This is a genomic window from Oceaniglobus roseus, assembly GCF_002869745.1.
Classification (GTDB): Bacteria; Pseudomonadota; Alphaproteobacteria; order Rhodobacterales; family Rhodobacteraceae; genus Oceaniglobus; species Oceaniglobus roseus.
Genome location: NZ_PNOS01000003.1, coordinates 1 through 25,219, shown reverse-complemented (window position 1 = coordinate 25,219; position 25,219 = coordinate 1). Strand labels below are relative to the sequence as shown.

General features: G+C 68.1%; 22 protein-coding genes and 1 pseudogene. 13 read left to right on the top strand and 10 right to left on the bottom strand.

Going from position 1 to position 25,219, the window contains the following annotated elements:
• Positions 1–7: 7 nt before the first annotated feature.
• The 3 genes from aceF to phbB all read right to left on the bottom strand — a co-directional run bounded on the left by aceF (position 8) and on the right by phbB (position 4,819).
• Positions 8–1,306, bottom strand: a complete 1,299-nt coding sequence (aceF, locus tag A7B20_RS02645) for a dihydrolipoyllysine-residue acetyltransferase (protein WP_102107004.1) — start codon at positions 1,304–1,306, stop codon at positions 8–10.
• 21 nt (positions 1,307–1,327) lie between these two features.
• A complete protein-coding gene (aceE, locus tag A7B20_RS02640; protein ID WP_102107003.1) occupies positions 1,328–3,982 on the bottom strand; it encodes a pyruvate dehydrogenase (acetyl-transferring), homodimeric type in 2,655 nt (884 codons plus the stop codon).
• Positions 3,983–4,093: 111 nt separating this feature from the next.
• Positions 4,094–4,819: an acetoacetyl-CoA reductase gene (phbB, locus tag A7B20_RS02635; RefSeq protein ID WP_102107002.1), complete on the bottom strand. Its 726-nt coding sequence runs from the start codon at positions 4,817–4,819 to the stop codon at positions 4,094–4,096.
• 288 nt (positions 4,820–5,107) lie between these two features.
• On the opposite strand from phbB, the gene hisB reads away from it, so the two are divergent.
• Both hisB and hisH read left to right on the top strand, forming a co-directional pair.
• On the top strand, positions 5,108–5,695 hold the full coding sequence (hisB, locus tag A7B20_RS02630; protein ID WP_102107001.1) for an imidazoleglycerol-phosphate dehydratase HisB: 588 nt from the start codon (positions 5,108–5,110) through the stop codon (positions 5,693–5,695).
• Between the two features lie 2 nt (positions 5,696–5,697).
• Positions 5,698–6,336 carry an imidazole glycerol phosphate synthase subunit HisH gene (hisH, locus tag A7B20_RS02625; RefSeq protein ID WP_102107000.1) on the top strand — a complete coding sequence of 213 codons (639 nt, stop codon included), beginning with the start codon at positions 5,698–5,700 and terminating at the stop codon, positions 6,334–6,336.
• Between the two features lie 9 nt (positions 6,337–6,345).
• Here the strand turns inward: hisH and A7B20_RS02620 are convergent, their stop codons facing one another.
• Positions 6,346–7,164, bottom strand: a complete 819-nt coding sequence (locus A7B20_RS02620; protein WP_102106999.1) for an alpha/beta fold hydrolase — start codon at positions 7,162–7,164, stop codon at positions 6,346–6,348.
• Between the two features lie 61 nt (positions 7,165–7,225).
• Entirely contained in the window at positions 7,226–7,609 is a 384-nt protein-coding gene (locus tag A7B20_RS02615; RefSeq protein ID WP_102106998.1) for a DUF2147 domain-containing protein, read from the bottom strand.
• 160 nt (positions 7,610–7,769) lie between these two features.
• On the opposite strand from A7B20_RS02615, the gene hisA reads away from it, so the two are divergent.
• Complete coding sequence (gene hisA / locus A7B20_RS02610) at positions 7,770–8,486, top strand: 1-(5-phosphoribosyl)-5-[(5-phosphoribosylamino)methylideneamino]imidazole-4-carboxamide isomerase (RefSeq protein WP_102106997.1); 717 nt, start codon at positions 7,770–7,772, stop codon at positions 8,484–8,486.
• Positions 8,487–8,490: 4 nt separating this feature from the next.
• Here the strand turns inward: hisA and A7B20_RS02605 are convergent, their stop codons facing one another.
• Entirely contained in the window at positions 8,491–8,943 is a 453-nt protein-coding gene (locus tag A7B20_RS02605; RefSeq protein ID WP_172960949.1) for a DUF302 domain-containing protein, read from the bottom strand.
• A gap of 114 nt (positions 8,944–9,057) precedes the next feature.
• Between A7B20_RS02605 and hisF the strand changes: the two genes are divergently transcribed.
• Positions 9,058–9,819: an imidazole glycerol phosphate synthase subunit HisF gene (hisF, locus tag A7B20_RS02600; RefSeq protein ID WP_102106996.1), complete on the top strand. Its 762-nt coding sequence runs from the start codon at positions 9,058–9,060 to the stop codon at positions 9,817–9,819.
• A 106-nt stretch (positions 9,820–9,925) separates the two neighbouring features.
• Entirely contained in the window at positions 9,926–10,234 is a 309-nt protein-coding gene (locus A7B20_RS02595; RefSeq protein ID WP_102106995.1) for a phosphoribosyl-ATP diphosphatase, read from the top strand.
• A 39-nt stretch (positions 10,235–10,273) separates the two neighbouring features.
• On the opposite strand, the gene A7B20_RS02590 is transcribed toward A7B20_RS02595, so the two are convergent.
• Positions 10,274–11,809 carry an alkaline phosphatase D family protein gene (locus A7B20_RS02590; protein ID WP_102106994.1) on the bottom strand — a complete coding sequence of 512 codons (1,536 nt, stop codon included), beginning with the start codon at positions 11,807–11,809 and terminating at the stop codon, positions 10,274–10,276.
• A 325-nt stretch (positions 11,810–12,134) separates the two neighbouring features.
• Here A7B20_RS02590 and A7B20_RS02585 point away from each other — a divergent pair, with 325 nt between their 5' ends.
• From A7B20_RS02585 to A7B20_RS02570, 4 genes are all read left to right on the top strand, one after another.
• The gene (locus A7B20_RS02585) at positions 12,135–13,016 is read left to right on the top strand and encodes an MBL fold metallo-hydrolase (RefSeq protein WP_102106993.1); all 882 of its coding nucleotides are present in this window, start codon (positions 12,135–12,137) and stop codon (positions 13,014–13,016) included.
• Between the two features lie 108 nt (positions 13,017–13,124).
• Entirely contained in the window at positions 13,125–14,873 is a 1,749-nt protein-coding gene (locus A7B20_RS02580) for a SulP family inorganic anion transporter (protein WP_102106992.1), read from the top strand.
• Positions 14,874–14,895: 22 nt separating this feature from the next.
• On the top strand, positions 14,896–15,336 hold the full coding sequence (locus A7B20_RS02575) for a YeeE/YedE family protein (RefSeq protein ID WP_102106991.1): 441 nt from the start codon (positions 14,896–14,898) through the stop codon (positions 15,334–15,336).
• Complete coding sequence (locus A7B20_RS02570) at positions 15,336–15,767, top strand: DUF6691 family protein (RefSeq protein ID WP_102106990.1); 432 nt, start codon at positions 15,336–15,338, stop codon at positions 15,765–15,767. Before A7B20_RS02575 ends, A7B20_RS02570 begins: the two co-directional genes overlap by 1 nt.
• 45 nt (positions 15,768–15,812) lie before the next feature.
• Here the strand turns inward: A7B20_RS02570 and A7B20_RS02565 are convergent, their stop codons facing one another.
• Positions 15,813–16,835, bottom strand: a complete 1,023-nt coding sequence (locus A7B20_RS02565) for a LacI family DNA-binding transcriptional regulator (protein ID WP_172960948.1) — start codon at positions 16,833–16,835, stop codon at positions 15,813–15,815.
• Between the two features lie 122 nt (positions 16,836–16,957).
• Between A7B20_RS02565 and A7B20_RS02560 the strand changes: the two genes are divergently transcribed.
• The 4 genes from A7B20_RS02560 to A7B20_RS02545 are packed head-to-tail and all read left to right on the top strand — an operon-like array spanning position 16,958 to position 20,728.
• The gene (locus tag A7B20_RS02560; protein WP_102106988.1) at positions 16,958–17,944 is read left to right on the top strand and encodes a tripartite tricarboxylate transporter substrate binding protein; all 987 of its coding nucleotides are present in this window, start codon (positions 16,958–16,960) and stop codon (positions 17,942–17,944) included.
• A 12-nt stretch (positions 17,945–17,956) separates the two neighbouring features.
• A complete protein-coding gene (locus tag A7B20_RS02555; RefSeq protein ID WP_102106987.1) occupies positions 17,957–18,409 on the top strand; it encodes a tripartite tricarboxylate transporter TctB family protein in 453 nt (150 codons plus the stop codon).
• Between the two features lie 4 nt (positions 18,410–18,413).
• The gene (locus A7B20_RS02550; protein WP_102106986.1) at positions 18,414–19,937 is read left to right on the top strand and encodes a tripartite tricarboxylate transporter permease; all 1,524 of its coding nucleotides are present in this window, start codon (positions 18,414–18,416) and stop codon (positions 19,935–19,937) included.
• Complete coding sequence (locus tag A7B20_RS02545; RefSeq protein WP_102106985.1) at positions 19,934–20,728, top strand: HpcH/HpaI aldolase family protein; 795 nt, start codon at positions 19,934–19,936, stop codon at positions 20,726–20,728. Before A7B20_RS02550 ends, A7B20_RS02545 begins: the two co-directional genes overlap by 4 nt.
• A 280-nt stretch (positions 20,729–21,008) precedes the next feature.
• On the opposite strand, the gene A7B20_RS02540 is transcribed toward A7B20_RS02545, so the two are convergent.
• Entirely contained in the window at positions 21,009–24,341 is a 3,333-nt protein-coding gene (locus A7B20_RS02540) for a Calx-beta domain-containing protein (RefSeq protein WP_102106984.1), read from the bottom strand.
• A 36-nt stretch (positions 24,342–24,377) separates the two neighbouring features.
• A pseudogene (istB, locus tag A7B20_RS02535) lies at positions 24,378–25,195 on the bottom strand (IS21-like element helper ATPase IstB).
• Positions 25,196–25,219: the final 24 nt, after the last annotated feature.

The following is a 25,219-nucleotide window of genomic DNA, read 5'->3' as shown; positions in this document are numbered from 1 at the left end:
TGCCCCCTTACAGCATCAGCCGCCGGGCATCGCCCAGCAGGTATTTCAGGTGCGCGCAGAACCGCGCCGCCAGCGCCCCGTCCACCGCGCGGTGGTCATAGCTCAGCGACATCGGCAGCATGTTGCGCGGAACGAACTCCGACCCGTTCCAGACCGGCGCCATCTTGCTGCGCGTCAGGCCCAGGATCGCCACCTCGGGCGCGTTGACGATCGGGGTGAAGGACGTGCCCCCGATCCCGCCCAGCGACGAGATGGTGAAGGTCGCGCCTTGCATGTCGGGCCCCTTCAGCTTGCCTTCCCGCGCCTGCGCCGACAGGTCGCCCAACTCCTTCGAGATCTCGACGATCCCCTTGCGGTCGGCGTCCTTGATGACCGGCACCATCAGCCCGTTCGGCGTGTCGGCGGCGAAGCCGATGTTGTAGAAGTCCTTCCTGATCAGCTTGTCGCCGTCGGGGTGGATCGACGAGTTGAACTCCCAGTGCTTCTTCAGGGCCGAAACGCTGGCCTTCACGATGAACGACAGCAGCGTCACGCGATAGCCGTCCTGCTTCGCCTCGGTGTCCAGCTCCTTGCGGTACTGGTCCAGCTCGGTGATGTCGGCTTCCTCGTTATGGGTGACGTGGGGGATGTTCAGCCAGGACCGGTGCAGCGCGGGGCCGGAAATCTTCTTGATCCGGCTCATCTCGACGTTCTCGACGGGGCCGAACTTCGAGAAGTCGACCGCCGGGATCGGCGGAATGCCCATGCCGCCCTGCGCCGCGCCGCCGCCGGCCGCCGCCGCGGGGGCCGAGGTGGACTTGAAGAAGTTCGTCACGTCGTCGCGCAGGATCCGGCCCTTCCGACCCGATCCGTTGATCTTCGCCAGATCGACGCCGAGGTTCCGCGCGAAGGCCCTGACGGAGGGCGAGGCATGGGCCTTGCTGAACCCGGTGTCCGTGACCGAGGCGGGCGCTTCGGCGGCGGCAGGCTGCGCGGGCTTCGGCGCTTCGGGTGCCTTTTCGGCCTTCGCCTCCTGCTTCGTTTCCTCCTTGGTCTCGCCACCGGAGGAATTGCCCGAGGCATCGCCGCCGCCCTCGCCTTCCAGCACGAGGATCAGGTCGCCTTCCGACACCTTGTCGCCTTCGGAAACCTTGATCTCCTTCACCTTCCCGGCAGCGGAGGACGGCACCTCCATCGTCGCCTTGTCGGACTCCAGCTCGATCAGCGGATCCTCCTTGGCCACGGTGTCGCCCACCGAGACCAGCACGGTCACGACCGGCACATCCTTGAAATCGCCGATGTCGGGCACTTTGACGTCTGTGGTCATGTCTCTCTCCTGATCTTCGGCTTACACCAAGCGGGGGTTCGGCTTGTCGCCGTCGATGTCGTATTTCTTCAAGGCGCTCTCCATCTCCTCGCGGCTCACCGCCTTCAGCTTGTAAAGCTCGGTCATGGCCGCCGCGGCGATGTGGTTCGCGTCCACCTCGAAGAAGCGGCGCAGGTTCACCCGGCTGTCCGAGCGCCCGAACCCGTCGGTGCCGAGGATCGTCATCGGCTGCTCGACGAAGGCGCGCACCTGCTCGCCGTAGTTCTTCATGTAGTCGGTGGCGATCACGATCGGCCCCTTCGCGCCCTTCAGCGTCTCGGTGATGTAGGGCACCTTCGGCTCGGACAGCGGGTTCAGCCGGTTCCAGCGCGCGCAGTCCTGCCCGTTGCGGGCCAGCTCGTTGAAGCTGGTGGCCGACCAGATGTCCGAGGTCACGCCGAAGTCCTCCTTCAGCATCGCCGCCGCCTTCATGGCCTGCACGAGGATCGTCCCGGAACCCATGAGGTTCACGTGCTTTTTCCCCGGCTTCTTCTCGCGCGAAACGGCATAGAGCCCCTTGATGATCCCCTCCTCGGCGCCCATCGGCATCTCGGGGTGCCTGTAGTTCTCGTTCATCAGGGTGAGGTAGAAATAGACGTCCTCCTGGTCGCCGTACATCCGCTGCATCCCGTGCTGCACGATCACCGCCACCTCATAGCTGAAGGTCGGATCGTAGCTGATGCAGTTCGGGATGGTCGAGGCGAGGATGTGCGAATGCCCGTCCTCGTGCTGCAAGCCTTCCCCGTTCAGCGTCGTCCGCCCGGCGGTGCCGCCCAGCATGAAGCCCCGCGCACGGCTGTCCCCCGCGGCCCAGGCCAGGTCGCCGATCCGCTGGAAGCCGAACATCGAATAGTAGATGTAGAACGGGATCATCGGCACGCCGTGGTTGGAATACGAGGTCGCCGCCGCGATCCAGTCGGCCATGGCGCCGGCCTCGTTGATCCCCTCCTGAAGCACCTGCCCGTCCGTGCTCTCCTTGTAGAACATCATCTGGTCGGCGTCCTCGGGGGTATAGTTCTGCCCGAGCGGGTTATAGATCCCCACCGAGCGGAACAGCCCCTCCATCCCGAAGGTGCGGGACTCGTCCGGCACGATCGGCACGATGTTCTTGCCGATCTTCTTGTCCCGCAGCAGCGTCGTCAGGATCCGCACGAACGCCATTGTGGTGGAAATCTCCCGGTCGCCGGTCGATTCGAGCTGCTGCTTGAACGCCTCCAGCGGCGGGATCTCGAGGCTGGGCGCCCCGGTGAACCGCTTCGGAAACTCTCCGCCCAGCGCCTTGCGCTTGTCGGCCAGGTAAGCCTTCTGCGCGTTGTTCAGCTTGATCAGCGGCGCCTTCGGCAGGTCCTCGTCCGAGACCGGGATCTCGAAACGGTCGCGCATGGCGCGCAGCTGCTCCTCGTTGACCTTCTTCTGCTGGTGGGTGGTGTTCTGCCCCTCCCCAGCCTTGCCCATGCCGAAGCCCTTCACGGTCTTCACCAGAAGGCAGGTCGGCTGGCCCTTCACCTCGGTCGCCCGCTTGAACGCGGTATAGACCTTCTGCGGATCGTGACCGCCCCGGCGCAGCGACCAGATGTCGTCGTCGCTCCAGTCCTCGACCAGCGCGGCGGTTTCCGGGTACTTGCCGAAGAAGTGCTTGCGGATATAGGCGCCGTCCTTCGACTTGAAGGTCTGGTAGTCGCCGTCCACCGTCTCGTCCATCAGCTGGCGCAGACGGCCCGTGGTGTCCATCTCCAGCAGCTCGTCCCAGCCGCGGCCCCAGAGCACCTTCAGCACTTCCCAGCCCGCGCCCCGGAACTCGCCCTCCAGCTCCTGCACGATCTTCGAGTTGCCGCGCACCGGCCCGTCAAGCCGCTGGAGGTTGCAGTTGACCACGAAGATCAGGTTGTCGAGCTTCTCGCGCGCCGCCAGCGCGATGGCGCCGAGGCTCTCCGGCTCGTCCATCTCGCCGTCGCCGAGGAACACCCAGACCTTGCGGTCCGCCGCGTCGATCAGGCCGCGGTTGTGCATGTATTTCATGAACCGCGCCTGGTAGATCGCCATCAGGGGCCCGAGGCCCATGGAGACGGTCGGGAACTGCCAGTAATCCGGCATCAGCCAGGGGTGCGGATAGGACGACAGCCCCGAGCCGCCGACTTCCGAGCGGAAGTTGGCCATCTGCTCTTCCGAGAACCGGCCCTCCATGAACGAGCGCGCGTAGATGCCCGGCACCACGTGGCCCTGGAAGAACACGAGGTCGCCGCCGTGCATCGCCGACTTCGCCCGCCAGAAGTGGTTCAGGCCGATGTCGTACATGCAGGCGGAGGACGCGAAGGACGCGATGTGCCCGCCGTATTCCGAGCTTTCCTTGTTGCGCCGCACCACCGTCGCCATGGCGTTCCAGCGGTTGATCCGGCGGATCCGCCGTTCCATCTCCATGTCGCCCGGGATCTCCAGCAGATCGTCGGCGGGGATCGTGTTCTGGTAGGGCGTGGTGGCCGAGAACGGCAGGGTCGCCCCGGCGGCCCGCGCCTGCTGCACCGCCTTGTCCAGAAGGAAATGCGCCCGGTCGGCGCCGTCGCGGGCGATCACGTCCTCGATCGCCTCCTGCCATTCCTGGGATTCGATCGGGTCGATATCAGGAGTGCCGTCTTTCATGTGTCATCTTCCTCTTGTGGAATGGCGCGCCATGTCGGGGTCGCGCCGGAGGCACCTGCGGGGCGCCTCCGGCGGCAGAGCTTTCAGCAGGAAAAACCCAAGCGCCCGCCGTCAGACGACGAACTGCGCCCCGTTGGCGCTGATCGTGCTGCCCGAGATGAAGCCCGCGTCGTCGGAGGCCAGGAAGACCACGCAGCGCGCGATCTCTTCCGGCTCGCCCAGGCGTCCCACGGGGATCAGCGGGATGATCTTCTCGTTCAGCACCTTCTCGTCGATGGCCTTGACCATCTCGGTGGCGATGTAGCCCGGGCAGATCGCGTTGACGGTGATCCCCGCCCGCGCCCCTTCCTGGGCCAGCGCCTTGGTGAAGCCCAGATCGCCGGCCTTGGCGGCGGAATAGTTCGCCTGTCCCGCCTGCCCCTTCTGGCCGTTGATCGAGCTGATGGTGATGACCCGGCCGAACTTGCGCTCGCGCATGCCGGGCCAGATCGGATGGGTCATGTTGAAGACGCCCGAGAGGTTGGTGTCGATCACCTCGCGCCACTGCTCGGGCGTCATGCGGTGGAACATCGCGTCGCGGGTGATCCCGGCGTTGTTCACCAGCACCTCGACCGGGCCGAGATCGGCCTCGACCTCAGCGATGCCGGCCTTGCAGGCCTCGTAATCGGCGACCGACCACTTGTAGGTCTTGATCCCCGTCTCGTCGGAAAACTTCTTCGCCGCCTCGTCGTTGCCGGCATAATTCGCGGCCACGGAATATCCCGCGTCCTTCAACGCGACAGAGATGGCGGCGCCGATGCCGCGGCTGCCTCCGGTGACCAGTGCAACACGTCCCATGATTGTCTCCTCCCGTCGTTTCGACTTGTTCTTGCCCGCGCGGCTTCCTTAGGGGAAGCAGGCCGCGCTGTCCTCTGCGCAATCGGCATTGCCGCTATGCGTCCATGTAGGCGCTCCCCCACCTCCGTCCACGCCGCGCCGCAGCAGCCTTGCGGCCAAGAAGTGCAGCAGTTTCACAGGGCTATGGAACACAGGTCAGCCGCGACTGGCAAGGGCGGATCGGGACGGCCCTTTCCTTGGCACGTCCCTCCGCCTATAGACCGGACGACCGTTCCGACCGGAGGCCCCATGCGCGACGCCCGCATTACCCGCACCACGAAGGAGACCGAGATCACCGCCGAGGTGAGGCTCGACGGCACCGGCACCTGTTCGTCCTCGACCGGGGTCGGCTTCTTCGACCACATGATCGACCAGCTGGCCCGCCATTCGCTGATCGACATCTCCCTGAACGCAAAGGGCGATCTGCACATCGACGACCACCACACGGTGGAGGATTGCGGCATCGCCCTCGGCCAGGCGCTGGCCAGGGCGCTTGGCGACAAGCGGGGTATCCGCCGCTATGGCAGCTTCGCGCTCGCCATGGACGACGCGCAGGTGGCCTGCGCGCTGGATCTCTCGGGACGGCCCTTCCTGGTGTGGAACGTCGACTTTCCGACGGCGAAGATCGGCACCTTCGATACCGAACTTATGCGCGAGTTCTTCCAGGCGCTTTCCACCCACGGCGGAATCACCCTGCACATGGACCGCGTCCACGGCTTCAACAGCCACCACATCGCCGAGGCCGCCTTCAAGGCCTGCGCCCGCGCGCTGCGGCAGGCGGTGGAGCCCGATCCGCGGATGGCGGGCGAGCTGCCCTCGACAAAGGGCGCGCTCTGACCATGCTGACGGTCCTGATCGACTACGACTCGGGCAACCTCCACTCGGCCGAGAAGGCGTTCCAGCGAATGGCGCGCGAGGTGGACGCGGGCGAGGTCATCGTCTCGTCCCGCCCCGAGGACGTGGCTCGCGCCGACCGCGTGGTGCTGCCGGGCGACGGCGCCTTCCCCGCCTGCTCGGCCGCGCTGATGCAGGACCACGCCGCGCTCCACGCCGCGCTGATCGAGGCGGTCGAGGTCAGGGGCCGCCCGTTCCTCGGCATCTGCGTCGGGATGCAGCTGATGGCGCTGAAGGGATACGAATACGCCGAGACGCCCGGCCTCGGCTGGATCGACGGCGAGGTGGTGCCGATCGACCCGGGTCACGGCCTGAAGGTGCCGCACATGGGCTGGAACGACCTCGTCATCGACCGCCCCCACCCGGTGCTCGACGGCATCGCGACGGGGGAGCACGCCTATTTCGTCCACTCCTTCCACATGGAAATGGGCGACCCGGCCCAGCGGATCGCCCATTGCAACTACGGCACCGAGGTCACCGCGGTCGTCGCCCGCGGGAACCGTGTCGGCACCCAGTTCCACCCGGAAAAGAGCCAGGCCGCGGGGCTGCGCCTGATCGCCAACTTCCTGCGCTGGCGTCCCTGAGCCGACCCCCTAGCCCTTGGCGAAGGCGACCAGATCGTGGCTCAACTGCCCGGCATGGGTGGCCGTGACCGCGTGGGGCCCGCCCTCGTAGGTCTTGAGCGTGGCGCCCTTCACCATCTCCGACGCGCGCTTGCCGGAAATCTCGAACGGCACGATCTTGTCGCCCGTGCCGTGGACGACCAGCGTCGGCACGTCGAAGGCCGCCATGTCGCCCCTCAGGTCGGTCTTCGCGAAGGCGTCGATGCAGTCCAGCGTCGCCTTCGGGCTGGCCATCATCGCCATCGACCACATCCAGTGCCGCGCCGCCTCGCTGGTGCCGCCGTCCTTCGTGCCCTGCCCCACGAAATCGTTGAAGAACTCCTTCAGGAAACCCGCGCGGTCCGTCCTGACCCCCTTCTTCATCCCCTCGAACACCTCGTCGGGAACGCCGTCCGGGTTGTCCTTCTGCCCCATGAAGGGGGCGATGGAGGACACCAGCACCGCCTTCGCGATGCGGTTGCTGCCGTGGCGCGACATGTACCGCGCCACCTCGCCGCCACCCATGGAGAAGCCCGCGAGTGTCACGTCGCGCAGGTCCAGCCCGCCGATCACCGCGGCCAGGTCGTCGGCCATGGTGTCGTAGTCGTAGCCCTTGAACGGCTGGTCCGAGCGCCCGAACCCCCGCCGGTCGTAGGACACGACGCGGAATCCGGCCTCGGCCAGGCTCAGCGCCTGGTGCTCCCAGCTGTCGGCGTTCAGCGGCCAGCCGTGGATCAGCACCACGGGCCGCCCGCTGCCCCAGTCCTTGACGTGTAGGCCGGTTCCGTCACTGCTTGTGATCCTCGGCATCTCTATCTCCTGATTTATCCAGGAGACAAACCCGATGCCGCAGACACTTGTTCCTGCGACCCTACTGAACCCGGGTCCAGGTCTGCGACTTGCAGATCAGCCCGCCCGCCACGCAGCCCTTCAGTGCCATGGTGTTGCCCGACAGCGAGATCTTCCCGAGATAGACCTTGTTGTTGGAGGGCCGCCAGACCTGCCCCTCGTACTTGCCGTTCCCCTTCGGCGTCATCGACCGCACGATCTGCTTGCCGAGATTCGGCGACTTGTACTCCTTCCCGTCCTTGAAGGTGCGCTGGATCGTGCCGCAGAAATTCGCCCCGCAAGGCACGATCTTCACCAGCGCCACGGCGCCGTCGTCGGGCTGGGTCTGCCATGTGCCCTCGACCGGATCAGCAGAGGCGATGCCCGCGACGGCGGCGAAGGCGGCGGCGATAAGAAGCGGTTTCATGTGGTCTCCTCCCTTGAAACTTGCCCGCATCCAAGCGCCACGCCGCCGCCGCGCAAAGCCTGACGTGGGGTCGCCCCGGCCCATGACGCGGCGTCGCAGCCGTCTTGAGCTTGGCCGCGCCCCGGTGCAGAAGGCCCCCGACAAACGGAAAGGCAGCCCCATGATCCTCTACCCCGCCATCGACCTGAAGGACGGCCAGTGCGTGCGCCTGCTGAAGGGCGAGATGGACAAGGCCACCGTCTTCGGCGACGACCCGGCGGCCCAGGCGCTGGCCTTCCAGGAGGCGGGCTGCCAGTGGCTGCACCTCGTCGACCTCAACGGCGCCTTCGCGGGGGCGCCCGTGAACGGCGCGGCGGTCGAGGCGATCCTTGGGGCGGTGAACGTCCCCGCCCAGCTCGGCGGCGGCATCCGCGACATGGCCACCATCGAGGCCTGGCTCGACAAGGGCCTCGCCCGCGTCATCCTCGGCACCGTCGCCGTGGAAAACCCCGACCTCGTCCGCGAAGCCGCCCGCGCCTTCCAGGGCAAGGTCGCAGTGGGGATCGACGCAAGGAAGGGCCGCGTCGCCACCAAGGGCTGGGCGACGGAGACCGACGTGATGGTGACGGATCTGGCCAAAAGCTTCGAGGACGCGGGCGTCGCCGCGATCATCTACACCGACATCGACCGCGACGGCGCCATGGCCGGGCCGAACATCGAGGCGACCGAGGCGCTGGCCCGCGCCGTCACGATCCCCGTCATCGCCTCAGGCGGCGTCTCCTCCATGGCCGACCTCACGGCGCTCCGCGACACCGGCGTGATCGCCGGCGCCATCTCGGGCCGCGCGCTCTATGACGGGGCCATCGACCTCGCCACGGCGCTGAAGGCCCTCGGCTAGGCGCTCAGGTGCCGCCCGCCACGGCGGTGCTGAACTTCTCCAGCACGTTTTCCATCGTGTCGATGGCGCCCGCGTCCTGGCTCACGCCGAGGCCGTCGAAGGTGTCGTTCACGTCCTCGTAGGCCACCCAGGTCTGACCGTCGGGGTCGGCGTAGACGAGGATCTTCAGCGGCAGGAACAGCCCCGCCTGCGGGTCCATCTGCATCACCGGCGTGCCGAGCTTGGGATTGCCGAAAATCAGCAGCTGGCTCTCTCCCAGCTCCATCCCGGCGTCGGTCGCGCCCTTGCCGTGATCCACGGTGGCAAAGACGGTCGCCCCCGCCTCCTCCACCGCGTCCTTCAGGCGCGCCATCGCGTCGGCCACGCTGCCGTTCGCCATCCGTTGGTTGATGTCGGCCAGCGCCGGTCCGGCAAGGGCAAGGGAAAGCGCGGCGGCGGTCAGGGTCTTCAGGGTCATCGGATCCTCCGTTTGCGGTTCCGGCCCAACGTCCCTTCCCGCCGCATGTTCCCCACTGGCCTCGCCGCCGCTTTGCCCCTAGAACGGCAGCGCACCGGAACGGACGCGAAAGCCATGCTGAAAACCCGCATCATCCCCTGCCTCGACGTCGCCGAGGGCCGCGTCGTCAAGGGCGTGAACTTCGTCGACCTGATCGACGCGGGCGACCCGGTGGAGGCCGCCATCGCCTACGACGCGGCCGGGGCGGACGAGCTCTGCTTCCTCGACATCATGGCGACCGAGGACAACCGCGACACCATGTTCGACCTCGTCACCCGCACCGCCGAACACTGCTTCATGCCGCTGACCGTCGGCGGCGGCGTGCGCACCCCCGAGGATGTCAGGAAGCTGCTGCTGGCCGGCGCCGACAAGGTGTCGTTCAACTCCGCCGCCGTCGCCGATCCCGACGTGGTGGCCCGCGCGGCCGAACGGTTCGGCTCGCAATGCATCGTCGTCGCCATCGACGCCAAGACCGTGGCCGACGGCAGGTGGGAGATCTTCACCTACGGCGGCCGCCGCCCTACCGGCATCGACGCGGTGGCGTTCGCCCGCACCGTCGCCGCGAAAGGGGCCGGGGAAATCCTGCTCACCTCCATGGACCGCGACGGCACCCGCGCCGGGTTCAACATCCCGCTGACCCGCGCCATCTCCGACGCCGTGACGATCCCGGTCATCGCCTCGGGCGGCGTCGGCACGCTGGACCACCTCGTCGCGGGGGTTACGGAAGGCGGCGCCAGCGCCGTCCTCGCCGCCTCGATCTTCCACTTCGGCGACTTCACCATCGGCGAAGCCAAGGCCCACATGGCCGCCGCGGGCATCCCGATGAGGCTCTCGTGACCCGTCCGGGACCCCTTCAACGGTCTGCGCCCCGTGCAGACGGGAGTCATACGCGAGTCATACGTCGATCATACGCCGATTTCCCGTGCTCCGGAGGCCTTGCCCTATGACCGCCCTCGCCCGCCTCGCCGCCACCATCGAGTCCCGCAGGGACGCCGACCCCGACACCTCGTGGACCGCGAAACTCTTCGCGAAAGGCCCCGAGAAATGCGCCGAGAAGTTCGGGGAAGAGGCCGTCGAGGCGATCATCGAAGCGGTGAAGGGCGACCGCGACCGCCTCACCTCCGAAGCCGCGGACGTCCTCTATCACCTCCTCGTCATGCTCGCCGCCCGCGGCGTCACCCTTGCCGATGTCGAGGCCGAACTCGCCCGCCGCGAAGGCACCTCGGGCATCGCGGAAAAGGCCCGCCGCTGAGCGGGCCTCACGGCTTTTTTCCGCCTTTTCAGACCCTTGTCAGGCCGCCTTCGGCTCCAGCTCCACCGACCAGAGCTCGCTGTCGGCGCTGTCCATCAGTCGCACGGTCATCACGCCGGTCGCCCCGGAAATGTCCACCTTGCCGAAGAACTGCATCCCGTCCGAGGGCGGCAGGTTCGCCTGCCCCTCGCCCGGATGCTTCGCGAACCGCACCTCCGGCCCGAAGGTGTTGTCGTACTCCGAAGGCCCGAAGGTCCCCGCGTGCAGCGGCCCCGAAACGAACTCCCAGAACGGCTCGAAATCCTGGAACTGCGCCCGCTCGGGCGAATAGTGATGCGCCGCGGTATAATGCACATCCGCCGTCAGCCAAACGGTATTCGCGATCCCCGCCGCCCTGACGAACGACAGCACCGCCGCAATATCCCTCTCCCGCCCCAGCACCGGCCCGTCACCGTTCGAGCCGTTCTCCATCGCCGTGTCGCCGTCCTTGACCATCATCCCGATCGGCATGTCCGAGGCGATGACCTTCCACAGCGCGGTCGAATTCACCATCTCGCGCTTCAGCCAGGCCAGCTGTTCGGGTCCCAGGAACGGCGTCCCCTCGGCCTCGGTGTTGGCCGTGTTGTCGCCGCGATAGGTGCGAAGGTCGATCACGAAGATGTCGAGCAGCGGGCCGTAGGAGACCTTGCGGTAGACCCGCATCGGCTCGGCCAGGGTCTGGCGGGTCGGCATCATCTCGTGGAACGCCCGCGCGGCGCGGGCGGAAAGGGTCTGCATCGACTTGACGGTATAGCGGTCGTCGGCGGCCAGCACCTCGTTCGGGTACCAGTTGTTCGTCACCTCGTGGTCGTCCCACTGGGCGATCATCGGCACCGCGGCGTTGAACGCCTGCACGTTCCGGTCGGACCAGTTGTAAAGGTGCTGGCCCCGGAACTCGTCCAGCGTCTCGGCCACCTTCCTCTTCGCGGGCGTCACGACGTTCTTCCAGATCGTGCCATCGGCCAGCTCGACCTCCTCCTTCATCGGCCCGTCGGCATAGACGGTATCGCCCGAGTGCAGGAAGAAGTCGGGCGCGTGCTTCAGCATCGTCGCATAGGTGGTCATCCCGCCACGGCTTTCGTCGATGCCCCAGCCCTGCCCGGCGGTGTCGCCGGACCAGACGAAGCTGACGTCGCGGCGCGCCATCGGCGCGGTGCGGAAGCGGCCGGTCAGCGGCTCGGACAGGGTGCCGTCGGCGAGATCCGCCATGGTCACGCGGTAGAAGATGTCCTGATCGGCAGGCAGCCCCTCCAGCGCCAGCTTGCCCGCGAAATCGGTGGGCGTGCCGACGGCGAGCGCGGGGACGGCGCGGGCGTCGGCCATGCTTTCGGTGGTCGCCCACTCGACCAGCATCTTCGCCTCGCGGTCGGCGCGGGCCCAGATCACGGCGCCGTCGCGGGTCATGTCGCCGGACATCACCCCGTGGGCCATGACGGGACGCGCGGCCGCGCGCGACAGGGACGGCATGGCGAGGGAGGCGCCGAGGGCGGCGGTGCCCAGAAGGGTCTGGCGGCGGGTGAAGGTCAGGCGTGGCATCGGAAATCCTCCGGAACGGGCTGCGGTTGCGCCGCGGACCCTGCCCCGCCAAGGTAACGGCCATGTCACCCCGCGATGACGGGCGCACGATGCTTTTGTGACAGCGCCGCCGGGCAGTGCGGAAGCCCACACTACACGGAGTTGCGCAGGATTTCTCGCAGGATCGAAGACGCCTCTGGAAATCGCGACGACTTATGCATATTATTGAATGTGTAAACCGGACGAGTCGTCCCGCCGGTTCCCTGTCCCGCCTCCGGGCGGCGCGGGGATCAGTGCGGCGGGGAGGCAAAGGGCGTGCGGAGCGCCGCAGGAACGAGGAGCATCCATGAGCTATCCCATCGACATGAGCGTACATCCCGACGTCTCGGGCCACTTCGACGAGGCGACGAACACGATCAGCTACATCGTGAAGGATCCCGGCTCGAACCACTGCGCGATCATCGACAGCGTGATGGACATCGACTATGCCGCCGGCCGCATCACCTACGACCACGCCGACCGGCTGATCGCCGAGGTCGAGTCGCGCGGCCTGACGCTCGACTGGATCATCGAGACCCACGTCCACGCCGATCACCTCTCGGCCGCGCCCTACATCCAGCAGAAGCTGGGCGGCAAGATCGGTGTCGGCGACAAGATCCTGGTGGTGCAGGAGACCTTCGGCAAGATCTTCAACGAAGGCACCGAGTTCCAGCGCGACGGCAGCCAGTTCGACGCGTTGTTCAAGGACGGCGACACCTACATGATCGGCGGGATGCAGGCCTTCGCGATCTTCACCCCGGGCCACACGCCCGCCTGCATGGTCCACGTCATCGGCGACGCGGCCTTCGTCGGCGACACGCTGTTCATGCCCGACGGCGGCTCGGCCCGGGCCGATTTCCCCGGCGGCGACGCGGGCACGCTTTACGACTCGATCCAGAAGATCCTGGCCCTGCCCGACGAGATGCGCCTGTTCATGTGCCACGACTACGGCCCAAACGGCCGGGACATCAGGTGGGAGACCACGGTGGGCGAGGAGAAGGCGCACAACATCCATGTCGGCGGCGGCAGGACGCGGGAGGAGTTCGTGAAGTTCCGCACCGAGCGCGACGCGACGCTGTCCATGCCGAAGCTCATCATCCCCTCCCTGCAGGTGAACATGCGCGCGGGCGAGGTGCCGACCGACAAGGACGGCAGGCCGATGCTGAAGGTGCCGCTGAACGGCCTCTGACGACCAGCGGCCCCGCATGAGGGGTCCACCCCGAAGCGGACGGATCCACACCAAGACCCACCGCGCGCAGCCGGCCGGCCTGCGCGCCCCTGACGAAGCACCCCGAAGATGCGCCGCCTCCAGACCTACCTCCCGATCCTCCAGTGGGCCCGCAGCTATGACCGGGCCGCTTTTTCCGACGACGCGATCGCCGCCGTGATCGTGACGATCATGCTGATCCCGCAGTCGCTGGCCTATGCCCTGCTCGCCGGGATGCCGCCCGAGGCGGGACTCTATGCCTCGATCGTGCCGATCATCCTCTACGCCGTCTTCGGCACCAGCCGGGCGCTGGCGGTCGGGCCCGTTGCGGTGGTGTCGCTGATGACCGCCGCCGCGCTCGGGCAGGTGGCGCAGCAAGGCACCGCGGGCTATGCCGCGGCGGCGCTGACCCTTGCCGCGCTCTCGGGCGCGATCCTCGTGGCGCTCGGGCTGCTCAGGCTCGGCTTTCTCGCCAACTTCCTGTCGCACCCGGTGATCGCGGGGTTCATCGCCGCCTCGGGCCTGTTGATCGCGGTCAGCCAGCTGCCCCACATCCTCGGGATCCGCGGCGGCGGCGACACGCTGTTCGAAATGCTGCACGGCCTTGCCACCCACCTGCCCGAGACCAACCCGATCACGCTGGTCATCGGCGTCTCGGTCACCGGCTTCCTGTTCTGGACGCGGCGCGGGCTGAAGCCGCTGCTGCGCCGCCTCGGCCTCGGCCCGCGCGCGGCCGACATCGCGGCCAAGGCGGGGCCGGTGGCGGCGGTGCTGGTCTCCACGCTCGCGGTCCGGGTGCTCGGGCTCGACGCGCGGGGCGTCGCGGTGGTCGGCGACGTGCCGCAGAGCCTGCCGCCCCTGACCTTCCCCGATCTCTCCCCCGCGCTTCTAGGGCAGCTCTTCCTCCCCGCGCTGCTGATCTCGGTCATCGGCTTCGTCGAATCGATCTCGGTCGCCCAGACCCTCGCCGCGAAGAAGCGCGAGAGGGTCAGCCCGGACCAGGAGCTGATCGGCCTCGGCGCAGCGAACCTCGGCGCGGCCTTCACCGGCGGCTTTCCCGTCACCGGCGGCTTCTCGCGGTCGGTCGTGAACTTCGACGCCGGGGCGCGCACCCCGGCGGCCGGGGCCTTCACCGCGCTCGGCCTCGCCATCGCGGCGCTGGCGCTGACCCCGGCGATCCACTTCCTGCCCAAGGCGACTCTCGCGGCGACGATCATCGTCGCGGTGCTGAGCCTCGTCGACCTGTCGATCCTGCGCCGCGCCTGGACCTATTCGAAGGCCGATTTCCTCGCGGTCGCCGCGACGATCCTCGTCACCCTCGGCTTCGGGGTCGAACGGGGGGTGTCCAGCGGCGTCGCCGTGTCGATCCTGCTCTACCTCCTGCGCACCTCGCGCCCCCACATCGCCGAGGTCGGCCGCATCCCGGGCAGCGAGCATTTCCGCAACATCCACCGCCACAGCGTCGAGACCGACCCGGGCATCGTCAGCCTCCGGGTCGACGAAAGCCTGTATTTCGCCAACGCCCGGTATCTCGAGACCTACGTGCTGGACCGCGTCGCCGGCGATCCCGACGTGCGCCACGTCATCCTGCAATGCTCGGCGGTGAACGAGATCGACATGAGCGCGCTCGAATCCCTCGAGGCGATCAACACCCGCCTGGCCGAAAGCGGCACCCGGCTGCACCTGTCCGAGGTGAAGGGCCCGGTGATGGACCGCCTGAAGCGGGCGCATTTCCTCGACGCCCTCACCGGGCAGGTGTTCCTGTCGCAGCACGAGGCGGTCGCCGCGCTGGCGCCCTCCTCGGCCCGCCCGCCCCGTCCCGTCCCCGCCGCCGTCTGATCCTGAAGGAAAGGCAAGAGCCATGCTTCCCGTCACCCCAACCGACTTCACCCCCTGGGCCTCGCTCGGCGGCGGCATCCTGATCGGGCTGTCCGCCGTGATGGTGATGGCCCTTTTCGGGCGCATCGCCGGCATCGTCGGCATCACCCAGGGCGCCGTCACCGCCGCCGACCGCGACTGGCGGATCGCGTTCATCGCCGGGCTGATCGGCGCGCCGCTGCTGTGGCTTCTGGCCAGCGGCAGCTTTCCGGCACAGACCGTCAGCGGCAACCTGCCGATGATGGCGCTCGCCGGGCTGCTCGTCGGCACCGGCACCGCCCTCGGGTCGGGCTGCACCTCGGGCCACGGGGTCTGCGGGCTGGCGCGGCTCTCGCCCCGCTCGCTGGCGGCGGTGGCGACCTTCATGGCCTGCGCCGCGCTCACCGTCTTCGTGCTGCGCCACGTTGCAGGGGGGGCCGCCTGATGCGCCCGATCCTCGGCTTCCTCGCGGGCCTCGTCTTCGGCCTCGGCCTGATCCTGTCGGGCATGTCGAACCCGGCGAAGGTCCTGAACTTCCTCGACATCTTCGGCGCCTGGGATCCCAGCCTCGCCTTCGTCATGGGCGGCGCCGTGGTCACCACCTTCCTCGGCTACCGGCTGGCCTGGCGCCGCCCCGCGCCGGTGCTGCTGCCCGACTTCGACATCCCCAGGCGCGGCGCCATCGACACGCCGCTTCTGGCGGGCGCGGCGCTGTTCGGCATCGGCTGGGGCCTCGGCGGCTTCTGCCCCGGACCGGCGTGGACCGCCCTGCCCCTCGCCGCGCCCGGCACGCTGGTCTTCATTCCCGCGATGCTTGCCGGGATCTGGGCCGGCCGCCGTCTCAAGTCCTCGCCTGCGCCCGCCCTGCGGTCCTGACGAAGCCCGCGCGCGCCGAGGGAGAAGGTCGCCCGATACCGCCCCTCATCCGGCGGATGGTGTCGCGGACGGACTGCGCACCGTCGCGCGGTCCGCAAGACGCGGGGCGATCCGCCGGGTGACCGCCTCCGCCTCCGGATCGAGGACGGAGCGCGCGGCCAGCCGCCCGATCGCGCTCTTGTCGATCCAGATCGAGGTGAGAGGCGGGACCGAGAACCGTGCCTCTTCCATGTCGTCGCAACCGATGACCGACAGGTCCCGGCCCGCCCGCAGGCCGGCCTGGGCTGCCGCGGCAAGCACGCCGAAGGCGATCAGGTCGCTGAAGCAGGCAAAGCCGACCGGCCCGGACGACTCGCGCAGAAGTCGCGCCGCCGTGGCATGGCCGAAGGCCCGCGAGGTCGGGCCGTGATGGATGCCGGGGACGTGCCCGGCCCTCTCCATGACGTTGCGGAATCCCGCCTCCCGCGCCCGCGCCGTGCTGCTGTCGTGTCCTCCGCCAAGCCAGTGATACGTTTCATGGGCCCCGGCCAGAAGCCGCTCGGCCATGAGTTGCCCCGCCGCGAAATCGTCGTTGCCGAACTGCGGGCAGGCCACATCCTCGAGGCTGCGCGAAAACAGGACCGTCGGAAAAGGCGCGCGGCCCGTCGTGGGAAGCACCACGCGCAGATCCTCGGGCGTGGTGCCGCGCGCGGGACAGATCAGCAGCCCCCCGGCCCCCTGGGAGATCGCGGCCTCCAGGAAGCGGGCCTGCCGCTCGGGATCCTCGCGCGAGACGCCGAGATAGGGCATCCGTCCCGACTGCTGCAACTCGTCCTCGATATGGGTCAGGAACTCGTTGAAGATCGGGTTCGAAAGGTCGTTCAGGCACACCGCGACGATGTCGCTGCGCTGCGTGCGCAGGGCCGAGGCGGCACGGTTGGGCACATAGCCAAGCCGCTTTGCCGCCGCGCGGATCCGCTCCGCCGTCTCTTCCGACACCCGCGCCTCGCCCCGCAACGCCAGCGAAACGGCCGAGACCGAGACGCCCACTGCGTCGGCGATATCGCGCAGATTGGCCCGCCTGCTCATGTCCCTACCCATTGGCTGATGCGGAAGTGTAGCGGGTGAAGGCGTTTAGTCAATCGATTGACATACAGCATTCGACCCTTTATCCCCGAATCCGAAGACAACTTCGTTCTGGGAGGAACCTCATGCGATCTGCACTCAAACTCGCGGCCACGACCGCGCTCGTCACCCTGTCGGCCGGTGCCGCGCTGGCACAGGACGCCGCCTGCGACTGGAAGCCCGAGCGTGCCGTGACCTACATCGTGCCCTGGGGCGCGGGCGGCGGCACCGATGCGAACTCCCGCATGCTGGCCTCCATGCTCGAGGCGAAATGGGGCACGCCCTTCAACGTCGTGAACCGCACCGGCGGCAACGGCGTGACCGGCCACAGCGCCATCGTCAACGCCGATCCCGACGGCTACACCATCGGCGCCGTGACGGTCGAGATCGACACGATGCACTGGATCGGACTGACCGACATCACCTACAAGGACGTCACCTTCCTCGGCATGGTCGACATCGTCCCGGCCAGCGTTCTCGTGAAGGCCGACAGCGAATTCCAGGATCTCCAGTCCCTGCTCGACCATGCGCGCGAGAACCCGGGCGACCTGACCGCTTCCGGCACCTCGCTCGGCGGCATCTGGCACCTCGCGCTGGCCGGCATGCTGAACGCCGAGGGCCTGCCCCCCGACGCGATCCGCTGGATCCCGTCCCAGGGCGCGGCCCCGGCCCTGCAGGAGCTGATCGCCGGCGGCGTCGACGTCGCCACTCCGGCGCTGTCCGAAGGCAAGGGCCTGATCGAATCGGGCGACGTCCGCGCGCTCGCCTACATGCACGACTCGGCCAACTCGGCCCTTCCCGATGTTCCGCTGACCTCGGAAACGCTCGACTCCGGCTGGACCCTCGCCGCCTTCATCACCGCGGGCGGACCGGCAGGCATGGACGAAAACATCGCCTGTTCCTACTCCAAGGCGATGGAAGAGATCTTCGCCTCCGACGAATGGGCCGAGTTCAAGAAGAACCGCGGTGCGGACGTGGTCCAGATGCCGCGCGACGAGATCGAGCCCTTCGTCGCCAAGACGGACGAGGACCTGGGCGCCGTGATCAAGGCCGTCGGCCTCGCCGCGCAGTAAGGCGCGCCTGTCATGGATGGCGGAAGAGAGCTTCTGACCGGCGGCGTCCTGATGGTCGGGGGGGTGGCGATGTTCGTCACCGCCCTCGGCTTTCCCGTCATCCCGGCCATGGCCTACGGACCCGGTCTGTTTCCCAAGATCGTGGCCGTGGGCCTCTTCCTCTCCGGCGCGGGGATCGCGACGGAGGGGATCGTAGGCCGCGGCGCGGCATTGAAGGAGCGGCTGGAGGTCCTGCCGATCCTGCTGCTGGCCGCCCTGATCGTGGCCTTCATCCTGGCCCTGCCCTGGCTCGGCTTCCACATCGCGGGCACCCTGGTGCTGATCGGGGCCATCCTGATCTTCCGCGGCTCCTGGCTGACCGCGATCGTCTTCGCGCCGATCGCGACGGTGCTGGTCCACATGCTGTTCTACAACGTCCTGCGCGTCCCGCTGCCCTGGGGCCTGCTCCTTCCGATCGCGTGGTGACACCATGGACATAGCCGCCCTTCTTGCCGCGGTCTTCGACCCGCAGATCCTGCTGACCATCCTGATCGCCACGCTCTACGGCTCCTTCGTCGGCGCCATGCCCGGCCTGACCGCGACCATGGCCGTCGCGCTGCTGGTGCCCTTCACCTATTTCATGGATCCGGTGCAGGCCGTGGCCGCCATCGTGGCGACCACCACCACCGCCATCTTCGCGGGCGACATCTCGGGCGCGCTGCTGAGGATGCCCGGCACGCCCGCCTCCGCCGCCTATGTCGAGGACAGCTATGCCCTTGCCCGCGGCGGCGAGGCGCGCACGACCCTGTTCGTCTCTCTGTTCAGCGCCTGCATCGGCGGGGTGGTGGGCGTGCTGATCCTTGCCACGGCGACACCGCTGCTGGCCGCCATCGCCTCCAACTTCTCCTCGGACGAGGCGTTCTGGCTCGCTACCCTCGGCCTCAGCTGCGCCGTGCTCGTCGGCGGGCCCTCGGTGCCGCGGAACTTCGCGAGCCTGTTCATCGGCCTCGCCATCGCCACCGTGGGCATCGACGTCGCCGTCGGCCATCCCCGCTTCACCTTCGGGCTCCAGGACCTCTACGGCGGGATCAGCTTCATCCCCGCCATGATCGGCCTCTTCGCCATCTCCGAACTCTTGCGCGAGGCGGGGACGCGCCCCGACCTCTCCCTCGGCAAGCTCGTCATCGAACCCCTCGGCACCGCGATCCGCAACGCCACGCGTCGCATGCGCGCCAACTGGCGCGGCATCGGCCGCTCCAGCGTCGGCGGCACCCTGATCGGCGCCTTGCCCGGCGCGGGCGCGGACATCGCCGCATGGATCGCCTACGCCGTCGCCCGCCGCGTCTCGAAAACGCCCGAGAAGTTCGGCACCGGCCATTACGAGGGCATCGTGAACGCGGGCGCCGCGAACAACGCAGGCGTGGCCGGCGCCTGGACGCCGGCCCTGGTCTTCGGCATCCCCGGCGACAGCGTCACCGCCATCGCCATCGGCGTCATGCTGATGAAGGGGCTGACGCCGGGGCCGAACATCTTCGAATCCGACGGGCTGCTGATCCAGACGCTGTTCGGCGCCTTCCTGCTGGCCAATATCGTCATGCTCTTCACCGGCGGCCTGGCCGTCGCGGTCGCCTCCTGGATCCTGCGGGTGCCCCGCGCGATCCTGATGCCGAGCGTCCTGCTCCTCTCCATGGTCGGCGCCTTCGCCATCGACGGCTCCGTCACCTCGCTCTGGATCACGCTGGTCCTCGGCGTGCTCGGCTTCGCCATGGTCCGCGCCGACATCCCGATCGCCCCCGCCGTGCTTGGCGTCGTGCTGGGCGAAGTGGTGGAGGACAATTTCATGGTCTCGATGATGAAGGCCCAGGGCGACCTGACCGGCTTCTTCAGCCGCACGCCTGCCGCGGTGCTCGGGACCATCACGCTGATCGTCTGGGCCGCCCTCCTGTGGCGCTCCGGCCGCGAACTGGTGCGGGCGTTCCGCACCGACGATACTGCAAGGAATGCAAATCCATGAAGAACAACGTGAAAAGACGGATCCTCGCCGGCGAGACGGTGACGGCGGCCTGGCTTGAACTCGGCTCGCCCGACGTGGCCGAGATCCTCGTGCGCTCGGGCTGGGACGTGGTCCTGATCGATTGCGAGCACGGGGTCGCCGGGCTGGAGAAGGGTCTCGACCTGATCCGCGCCGTCGAGGCCGCGGGCGGCGACGCGATCCTGCGGGTGCCCGACGCGCAGGAGGCGACGCTGAAGCGCGCGCTCGACCGCGGCGCCCGCTCGCTCGTCGTGCCGATGATCAACTCGGTCGAACAGGCCCGCGCCGTGGCGCAGGCCTGCCGCTATGCCCCCATGGGCCGCCGCGGCTATGCGGCGCCCATCGTGCGCGCCTCGGGCTTCGGCGAATGGACCACCTACGCCAGGGAGGCGAACGAGGAGGTGATGATCGCAATCCAGATCGAGCACCGCGACGCCCTGCCCCACGTCGCCGCCTTCGCCGGGATCGAGGGAATCGACATGGGCTTCGTCGGCCCGAACGACCTTGCCGCCTCCATGGGCCACCTCGAAGCGCTCGAGGCCCCCGAGGTGCTGAAGGCGATCGAGAAGGTCGAGTCCGATGCCCGCGCCGCAGGCTTCCTCCTTGGCACCATCGAGGGCGCCCGGGATTCGGCGGGCCTGCGCGATGCAGGCTACCGCCTCGTCGTCGGCCCCAACGACGTGCACCTCCTTGCCCGCGCGGCCGCCGCCGCCGCGAAGAAGCGCGACGCCGCCCTCGGCCATGACCGGAGCGCCGAACGCACGGTCGCCTGACGCCCTCGGCGGCCAACGCCCTGACAAGCTCCGCCCCGGCCGGTCCAGCACCTGCCGGGGTTCGCGTTTTCGGGGAGACCAGTCCCCGCGCGTCCGGCGCCGTCAGCCGCACCTGCCGGACAGCAAAGAGCACGGCGAAACTGCAGGGCTATCGGAACGCATTCCAGCCCGGGGCGTCGGCGGACTGCTGCGCGACGGGTCCCGGGTACCCGGCAGGTCGCCCGAAACCGCCCCGCAGATCGCTCTGCGGGGCGGTGCGCCGATCCTGACTGGGACGGGATCAGAAGATCGCGATGTTGTCGACCAGGATCTGTTCGTTGATCACGCCGTTGACGGTCAGGATGTCGCCGCCACCGAAGTCGAACACCGTGTTGCCGAACAAGACGCTGGCATAGGTGTCGACCACCTGCTGCGCGGTGAGACCGCCGCCCCAGAGGTTGTCGTTGAGACTGAGGATGTCGTCGGCATCGCTGAAGTCCGTCACGGTGTCGCGTTCGTAGTTGCGCGCGTAGACGAAGGTGTCGGTCTGGAACCCGCCCGTGAGCGTGTCGTCTCCGCCCCCGCCAAGCAGCGTGTCGTCGCCGTTGCGCCCCAGCAGCGTGTCATTTCCGGCCCCGCCGACGAGGTTGTCGTTGTTGCCGCCGCCGTCGAGCAGATCGCGCTGCGCACCGCCGTTCAGGACATCGTTGCCGAAGTCGCCGCGCAGGGTGTCGTTGTTGTCGCCACCGAACAGCGTGTCGTCGTTGCCGCCGCCATCCAGGCTGTCGTTGCCGACCCCGCCGGACAGGACGTCGTTGCCGACGTTGCCGAGCAGAGTGTCGGCCTGTTCGTCGCCTTCCAGGGTGTCGTTGCCGCCGCCCCCGTCCAGGAAATCGAATCCGAACGAGCCGGCGAGGCGGTCGTCACCGCCGCCGCCCAGCAGGGTGTCGTTGCCCCCTGCCCCGAGCACCAGGTCCGCGCCGTCGCCGCCGTCGAGACTGTCGGAGCCGCTGCCGCCGTCCAGCGTGTCGGCGTCGTTGCCGCCGTTGAGGCTGTCGTTGTTGCCGCCGCCGACGAGAGAGTCGTTGCCGATCCCGCCGAAGAGGAAATCGTTGCCCTGCTGGCCGAGCAGCGTGTCGCGACCATCGCCGCCGACGAGGGTGTCGGAGCCATTGAAGCCTTCGAGAAGGTCGTTGCCCGTGCCGCCGTCGATGCTGTCGGCATCGAGGCCCCCGTTCAACGTGTCGTTGCCGACGCCGCCGAACAGGACATCGTTGCCATTCTGACCAAGCACCAGATCATTGCCGAAGCTGCCGTCCAGCGTGTCGGCCTGGTCGCCGCCGCGCAGTTCGTCCGCGCCTCCGCCGCCATTCAGGCTGTCGAACCCGTCGCTGCCGTTCAGCGTGTCATTCCCCGCGTAGCCGAAGGCGGTGTCGTTGCCGGCACCGCCGCCAAGCAGGTTCGCCCCGCTGCCACCGAAGATGGCGTCGTTGCCACCGTCGCCGTTGATCGTGTCGTCCCCGTCACCCGCCTGCAGCAGGTCGTCGCCGTTGCCGCCGTTGATCAGGTCGGACCCGTCGTTGCCCGCCAGCGTGTCGTTGCCGCCGAAGCCGAACATGGTGTCGTCGCCCGCGGAACCTTCCAGCGAGTCGGGCCCGCCGGTGCCGCGGATCGTGCCGTCGTCCTCGTTCAGCAGTACGGCGGTGCCGGTGTTGTCGGCGGTGCCGTTGGCGATCCCGATCGCCGGGGTCACGGTGAGGGTGAAGGTCTCGTCTGGTTCGATGAACTGGTCGCCGAGGATCGTGACCGAGACCGAGGCCACGGTCTGCGCCGGCGCGAAGGTGATCGAACCGCTGGCCGCGACGTAGTCCTCTCCCGCGATCGCCGTGCCGTCCGCCGTGGCATAATTCAGCGTGATCGGCGTCGCCGAGGGTTCGGAGAGGCGCACCTCGAACACCGCGAGTTTCGACCCGATATCGGGCTCGAAGATCACGGGGTCGGAGACGAAGAGCCCCCGGTCCTCGGTCGCTCCATCGTCGTCGAGCAGGACCCCGGTGGCCGTGAGCGTGCTCTCGCCTCCGGCGAGAACCGCGTTGACCGGGTCGGACAGCTCCAGCGTGAAGTTCCGGTCGTCCTTGTCCGTGTTGTCCGAGGAGTTCGCGATCGAGATGGTGGCCACGGTCTGGCCTGCGGGAATCTGGAGCACTCCGGAGTTCGAGGAGAAGTCGGTCCCCGGAAGGGCCGAACCGTCGGCGACGGTGCGCCAGTCGACGAAGACGTCGGCAAGCGAAGGCTCGGAGAGCACGACGAGGAAGTCCACGGTTTCGCCCTCGTCCCCTTCCGCCGCGACGAGCGAAATCACCGGCAGGCCTGTGGCCGTGTCGTCGTCGATCAGGGTTGCCACGCCGCCTGCATCCGCGACTCCATTCGCGATGCCGGTCGTCGGGGCGGCGATCAGCGAAAAGGTCTCCGCCACCTCGGAGATCGTGTCGCCCACGATCTCGACGCTCACGGACGCCACCGTCTGTCCGGCCGCGAAGACGACCGATCCGGAGGTGGAAACATAGTCCCCCCCTGCCGTGGCAGTGCCGTCGGCGGTGGCATAGTCGATGGTGAGCGCGGTGGCGGAGGGTTCGGACAGGCGCAGTTCGAACACCGCGAACTTCGTTCCGTCGCCCTCCAGGATCACCGGGTCGGACACGAACAGCGCCCGGTCCTCTGTGGCGCCGTCGTTGTCCAGCAACACGCCGGTGGCGGTCAGCACGAGTTCGCCCCCCGCCAGGACGCCGTTCACCGGGTCCGACAGCTCCAGCGTGAAGTTGCGGTCGTCGTCGTCGGTGTTGTCGGAGAAGTTGGCGACCGAGATGGTCGCGACCGTCTGGCCCGCGAGAATGGTCAGCGTGCCGAAGGCGCCGTCATAGTCCCCGTCGCTGAGGCCCGACCCGTCCTGCACCGTGCGCCAGGACACCGTGACGTCGGCCAGGGAAGGCTGGGACAGCACGACCCGGAACTCCACGCCCTCCCCTTCGTCCCCTTCCGCCGCGACGAGGGAGATCACCGGCAGGCCGGTCGTGGTGTCGTCGTCGACAAGGGTCGCCAACCCGGTGGAGTCGGCAACGCCGTTGGCGATTGAAACGGTGGGGTTCACCACCAGGGAGAATGTCTCGGCCACCTCCGAGACGGTATCCCCGATGATCTCGACGGTCACGGAAGCGACGGTCTGACCGGCCGCGAAGGTGACCGAGCCGCTGGTGGCGACATAATCCTCGTCAGCCGTGGCCGTGCCGTCCGCCGTTGCGTAGGCGAAGGTAAGGTCACCGGTCGCCGGTTCGGACAGGCGCAGTTCGAACACCGCGAACTTCGTTCCGTCGCCCTCCAGGATCACCGGGTCGGACACGAACAGCGCCCGGTCCTCGGTGGCGCCGTCGTTGTCCAGCAACACGCCGGTGGCGGTCAGCACGGGTTCGCCCCCCGCCAGGACGCCGCTCACCGGGTCCGACAGTTCCAGCGTGAAGTTGCGGTCGTCGTCGTCGGTGTTGTCGGAGAAGTTGGCGACCGAGATGGTCGCGACCGTCTGGCCCGCGAGAATGGTCAGCGTGTTGATTTCCAGTGAGAAGTGACCCGGTTTTTCCATCGAGAGTTGACCCGCCTGGTGGTTATGTTCTGCGGATCAGGATGGGGTCAAGGCATGTGCTTGCTCCTTCCGTTTGCGGCCCGCGGCAGCTGAGCTGGCCTTGAAGCGGAAGCTGTCGTTTCCAGTCTCCAGGATGTGGCAGCGATGGGTGAGCCGGTCGAGCAGCGCGGTGGTCATCTTGGCGTCGCCGAAGACGGTGGCCCACTCGCTGAAGCTGAGGTTGGTGGTGATGGCGACGCTGGTGTGCTCATAGAGCTTGCTCAGGAGATGGAAGAGCATCGCACCGCCTGAGGCGCTGAAGGGCAGATAGCCGAGTTCGTCGAGGATCACGAGGTCCATGCGCATGAGGCCGTCAGCGATCTGGCCGGTCTTGCCCCTGGCCTTCTCCTGCTCGAGGGCGTTGACGAGTTCCACGGTGGAGAAGAAGCGGACCCGCTTGCGATGATGCGACGGCCTGGATGCCGAGAGCGGTGGCGATGTGGGTCTTGCCGGTGCCCGGACCGCCGATCAGGACGACGTTGTGGGCGCCGTCGAGGAACTCGCAGCGGTGGAGCTGGCGAACCAGGGCCTCGTTGACCTCGCTGGCGGCGAAGTCGAAGCCGGAGAGGTCCTTGCAGGCCGGGAAGCGGGCCGCCTTCATGTGATAGGCGATGGAGCGCACCTCGCGCTCGGCGACCTCGGCCTTCAGGAGCTGGGAGAGCATCGGAACGGCACTGTCGAAGGCCGGAGCACCCTGTTCGATGAGGTCGCTGACGGGTCACGCCGGAGGCGTGCCTTCGGCACGACGCCATGCCGTGCAGCTTCAGGCTGCGGAGCATGATGACGATGGCGGCGCTGGCGGGATCATGACGCATGGCGGTTCTCCGCACTGCGGCGCT

Coding starts and splice junctions, on each gene's coding strand:
- hisH (WP_102107000.1), top strand. CDS start 5,698: ATGCTGACGGTCCTGATCGACTACGACTCGGGCAACCTCCACTCGGCC.
- A7B20_RS02605 (WP_172960949.1), bottom strand. CDS start 8,943: ATGACCCTGAAGACCCTGACCGCCGCCGCGCTTTCCCTTGCCCTTGCC.
- A7B20_RS02550 (WP_102106986.1), top strand. CDS start 18,414: ATGGACATAGCCGCCCTTCTTGCCGCGGTCTTCGACCCGCAGATCCTG.
- A7B20_RS02590 (WP_102106994.1), bottom strand. CDS start 11,809: ATGCCACGCCTGACCTTCACCCGCCGCCAGACCCTTCTGGGCACCGCC.
- A7B20_RS02595 (WP_102106995.1), top strand. CDS start 9,926: ATGACCGCCCTCGCCCGCCTCGCCGCCACCATCGAGTCCCGCAGGGAC.
- A7B20_RS02620 (WP_102106999.1), bottom strand. CDS start 7,164: ATGCCGAGGATCACAAGCAGTGACGGAACCGGCCTACACGTCAAGGAC.
- A7B20_RS02565 (WP_172960948.1), bottom strand. CDS start 16,835: ATGAGCAGGCGGGCCAATCTGCGCGATATCGCCGACGCAGTGGGCGTC.
- A7B20_RS02540 (WP_102106984.1), bottom strand. CDS start 24,341: ATGGAAAAACCGGGTCACTTCTCACTGGAAATCAACACGCTGACCATT.
- hisB (WP_102107001.1), top strand. CDS start 5,108: ATGCGCGACGCCCGCATTACCCGCACCACGAAGGAGACCGAGATCACC.
- aceE (WP_102107003.1), bottom strand. CDS start 3,982: ATGAAAGACGGCACTCCTGATATCGACCCGATCGAATCCCAGGAATGG.
- A7B20_RS02580 (WP_102106992.1), top strand. CDS start 13,125: ATGCGCCGCCTCCAGACCTACCTCCCGATCCTCCAGTGGGCCCGCAGC.
- A7B20_RS02570 (WP_102106990.1), top strand. CDS start 15,336: ATGCGCCCGATCCTCGGCTTCCTCGCGGGCCTCGTCTTCGGCCTCGGC.
- A7B20_RS02560 (WP_102106988.1), top strand. CDS start 16,958: ATGCGATCTGCACTCAAACTCGCGGCCACGACCGCGCTCGTCACCCTG.
- A7B20_RS02555 (WP_102106987.1), top strand. CDS start 17,957: ATGGATGGCGGAAGAGAGCTTCTGACCGGCGGCGTCCTGATGGTCGGG.
- hisF (WP_102106996.1), top strand. CDS start 9,058: ATGCTGAAAACCCGCATCATCCCCTGCCTCGACGTCGCCGAGGGCCGC.
- aceF (WP_102107004.1), bottom strand. CDS start 1,306: ATGACCACAGACGTCAAAGTGCCCGACATCGGCGATTTCAAGGATGTG.
- A7B20_RS02585 (WP_102106993.1), top strand. CDS start 12,135: ATGAGCTATCCCATCGACATGAGCGTACATCCCGACGTCTCGGGCCAC.
- phbB (WP_102107002.1), bottom strand. CDS start 4,819: ATGGGACGTGTTGCACTGGTCACCGGAGGCAGCCGCGGCATCGGCGCC.
- A7B20_RS02575 (WP_102106991.1), top strand. CDS start 14,896: ATGCTTCCCGTCACCCCAACCGACTTCACCCCCTGGGCCTCGCTCGGC.
- hisA (WP_102106997.1), top strand. CDS start 7,770: ATGATCCTCTACCCCGCCATCGACCTGAAGGACGGCCAGTGCGTGCGC.
- A7B20_RS02615 (WP_102106998.1), bottom strand. CDS start 7,609: ATGAAACCGCTTCTTATCGCCGCCGCCTTCGCCGCCGTCGCGGGCATC.
- A7B20_RS02545 (WP_102106985.1), top strand. CDS start 19,934: ATGAAGAACAACGTGAAAAGACGGATCCTCGCCGGCGAGACGGTGACG.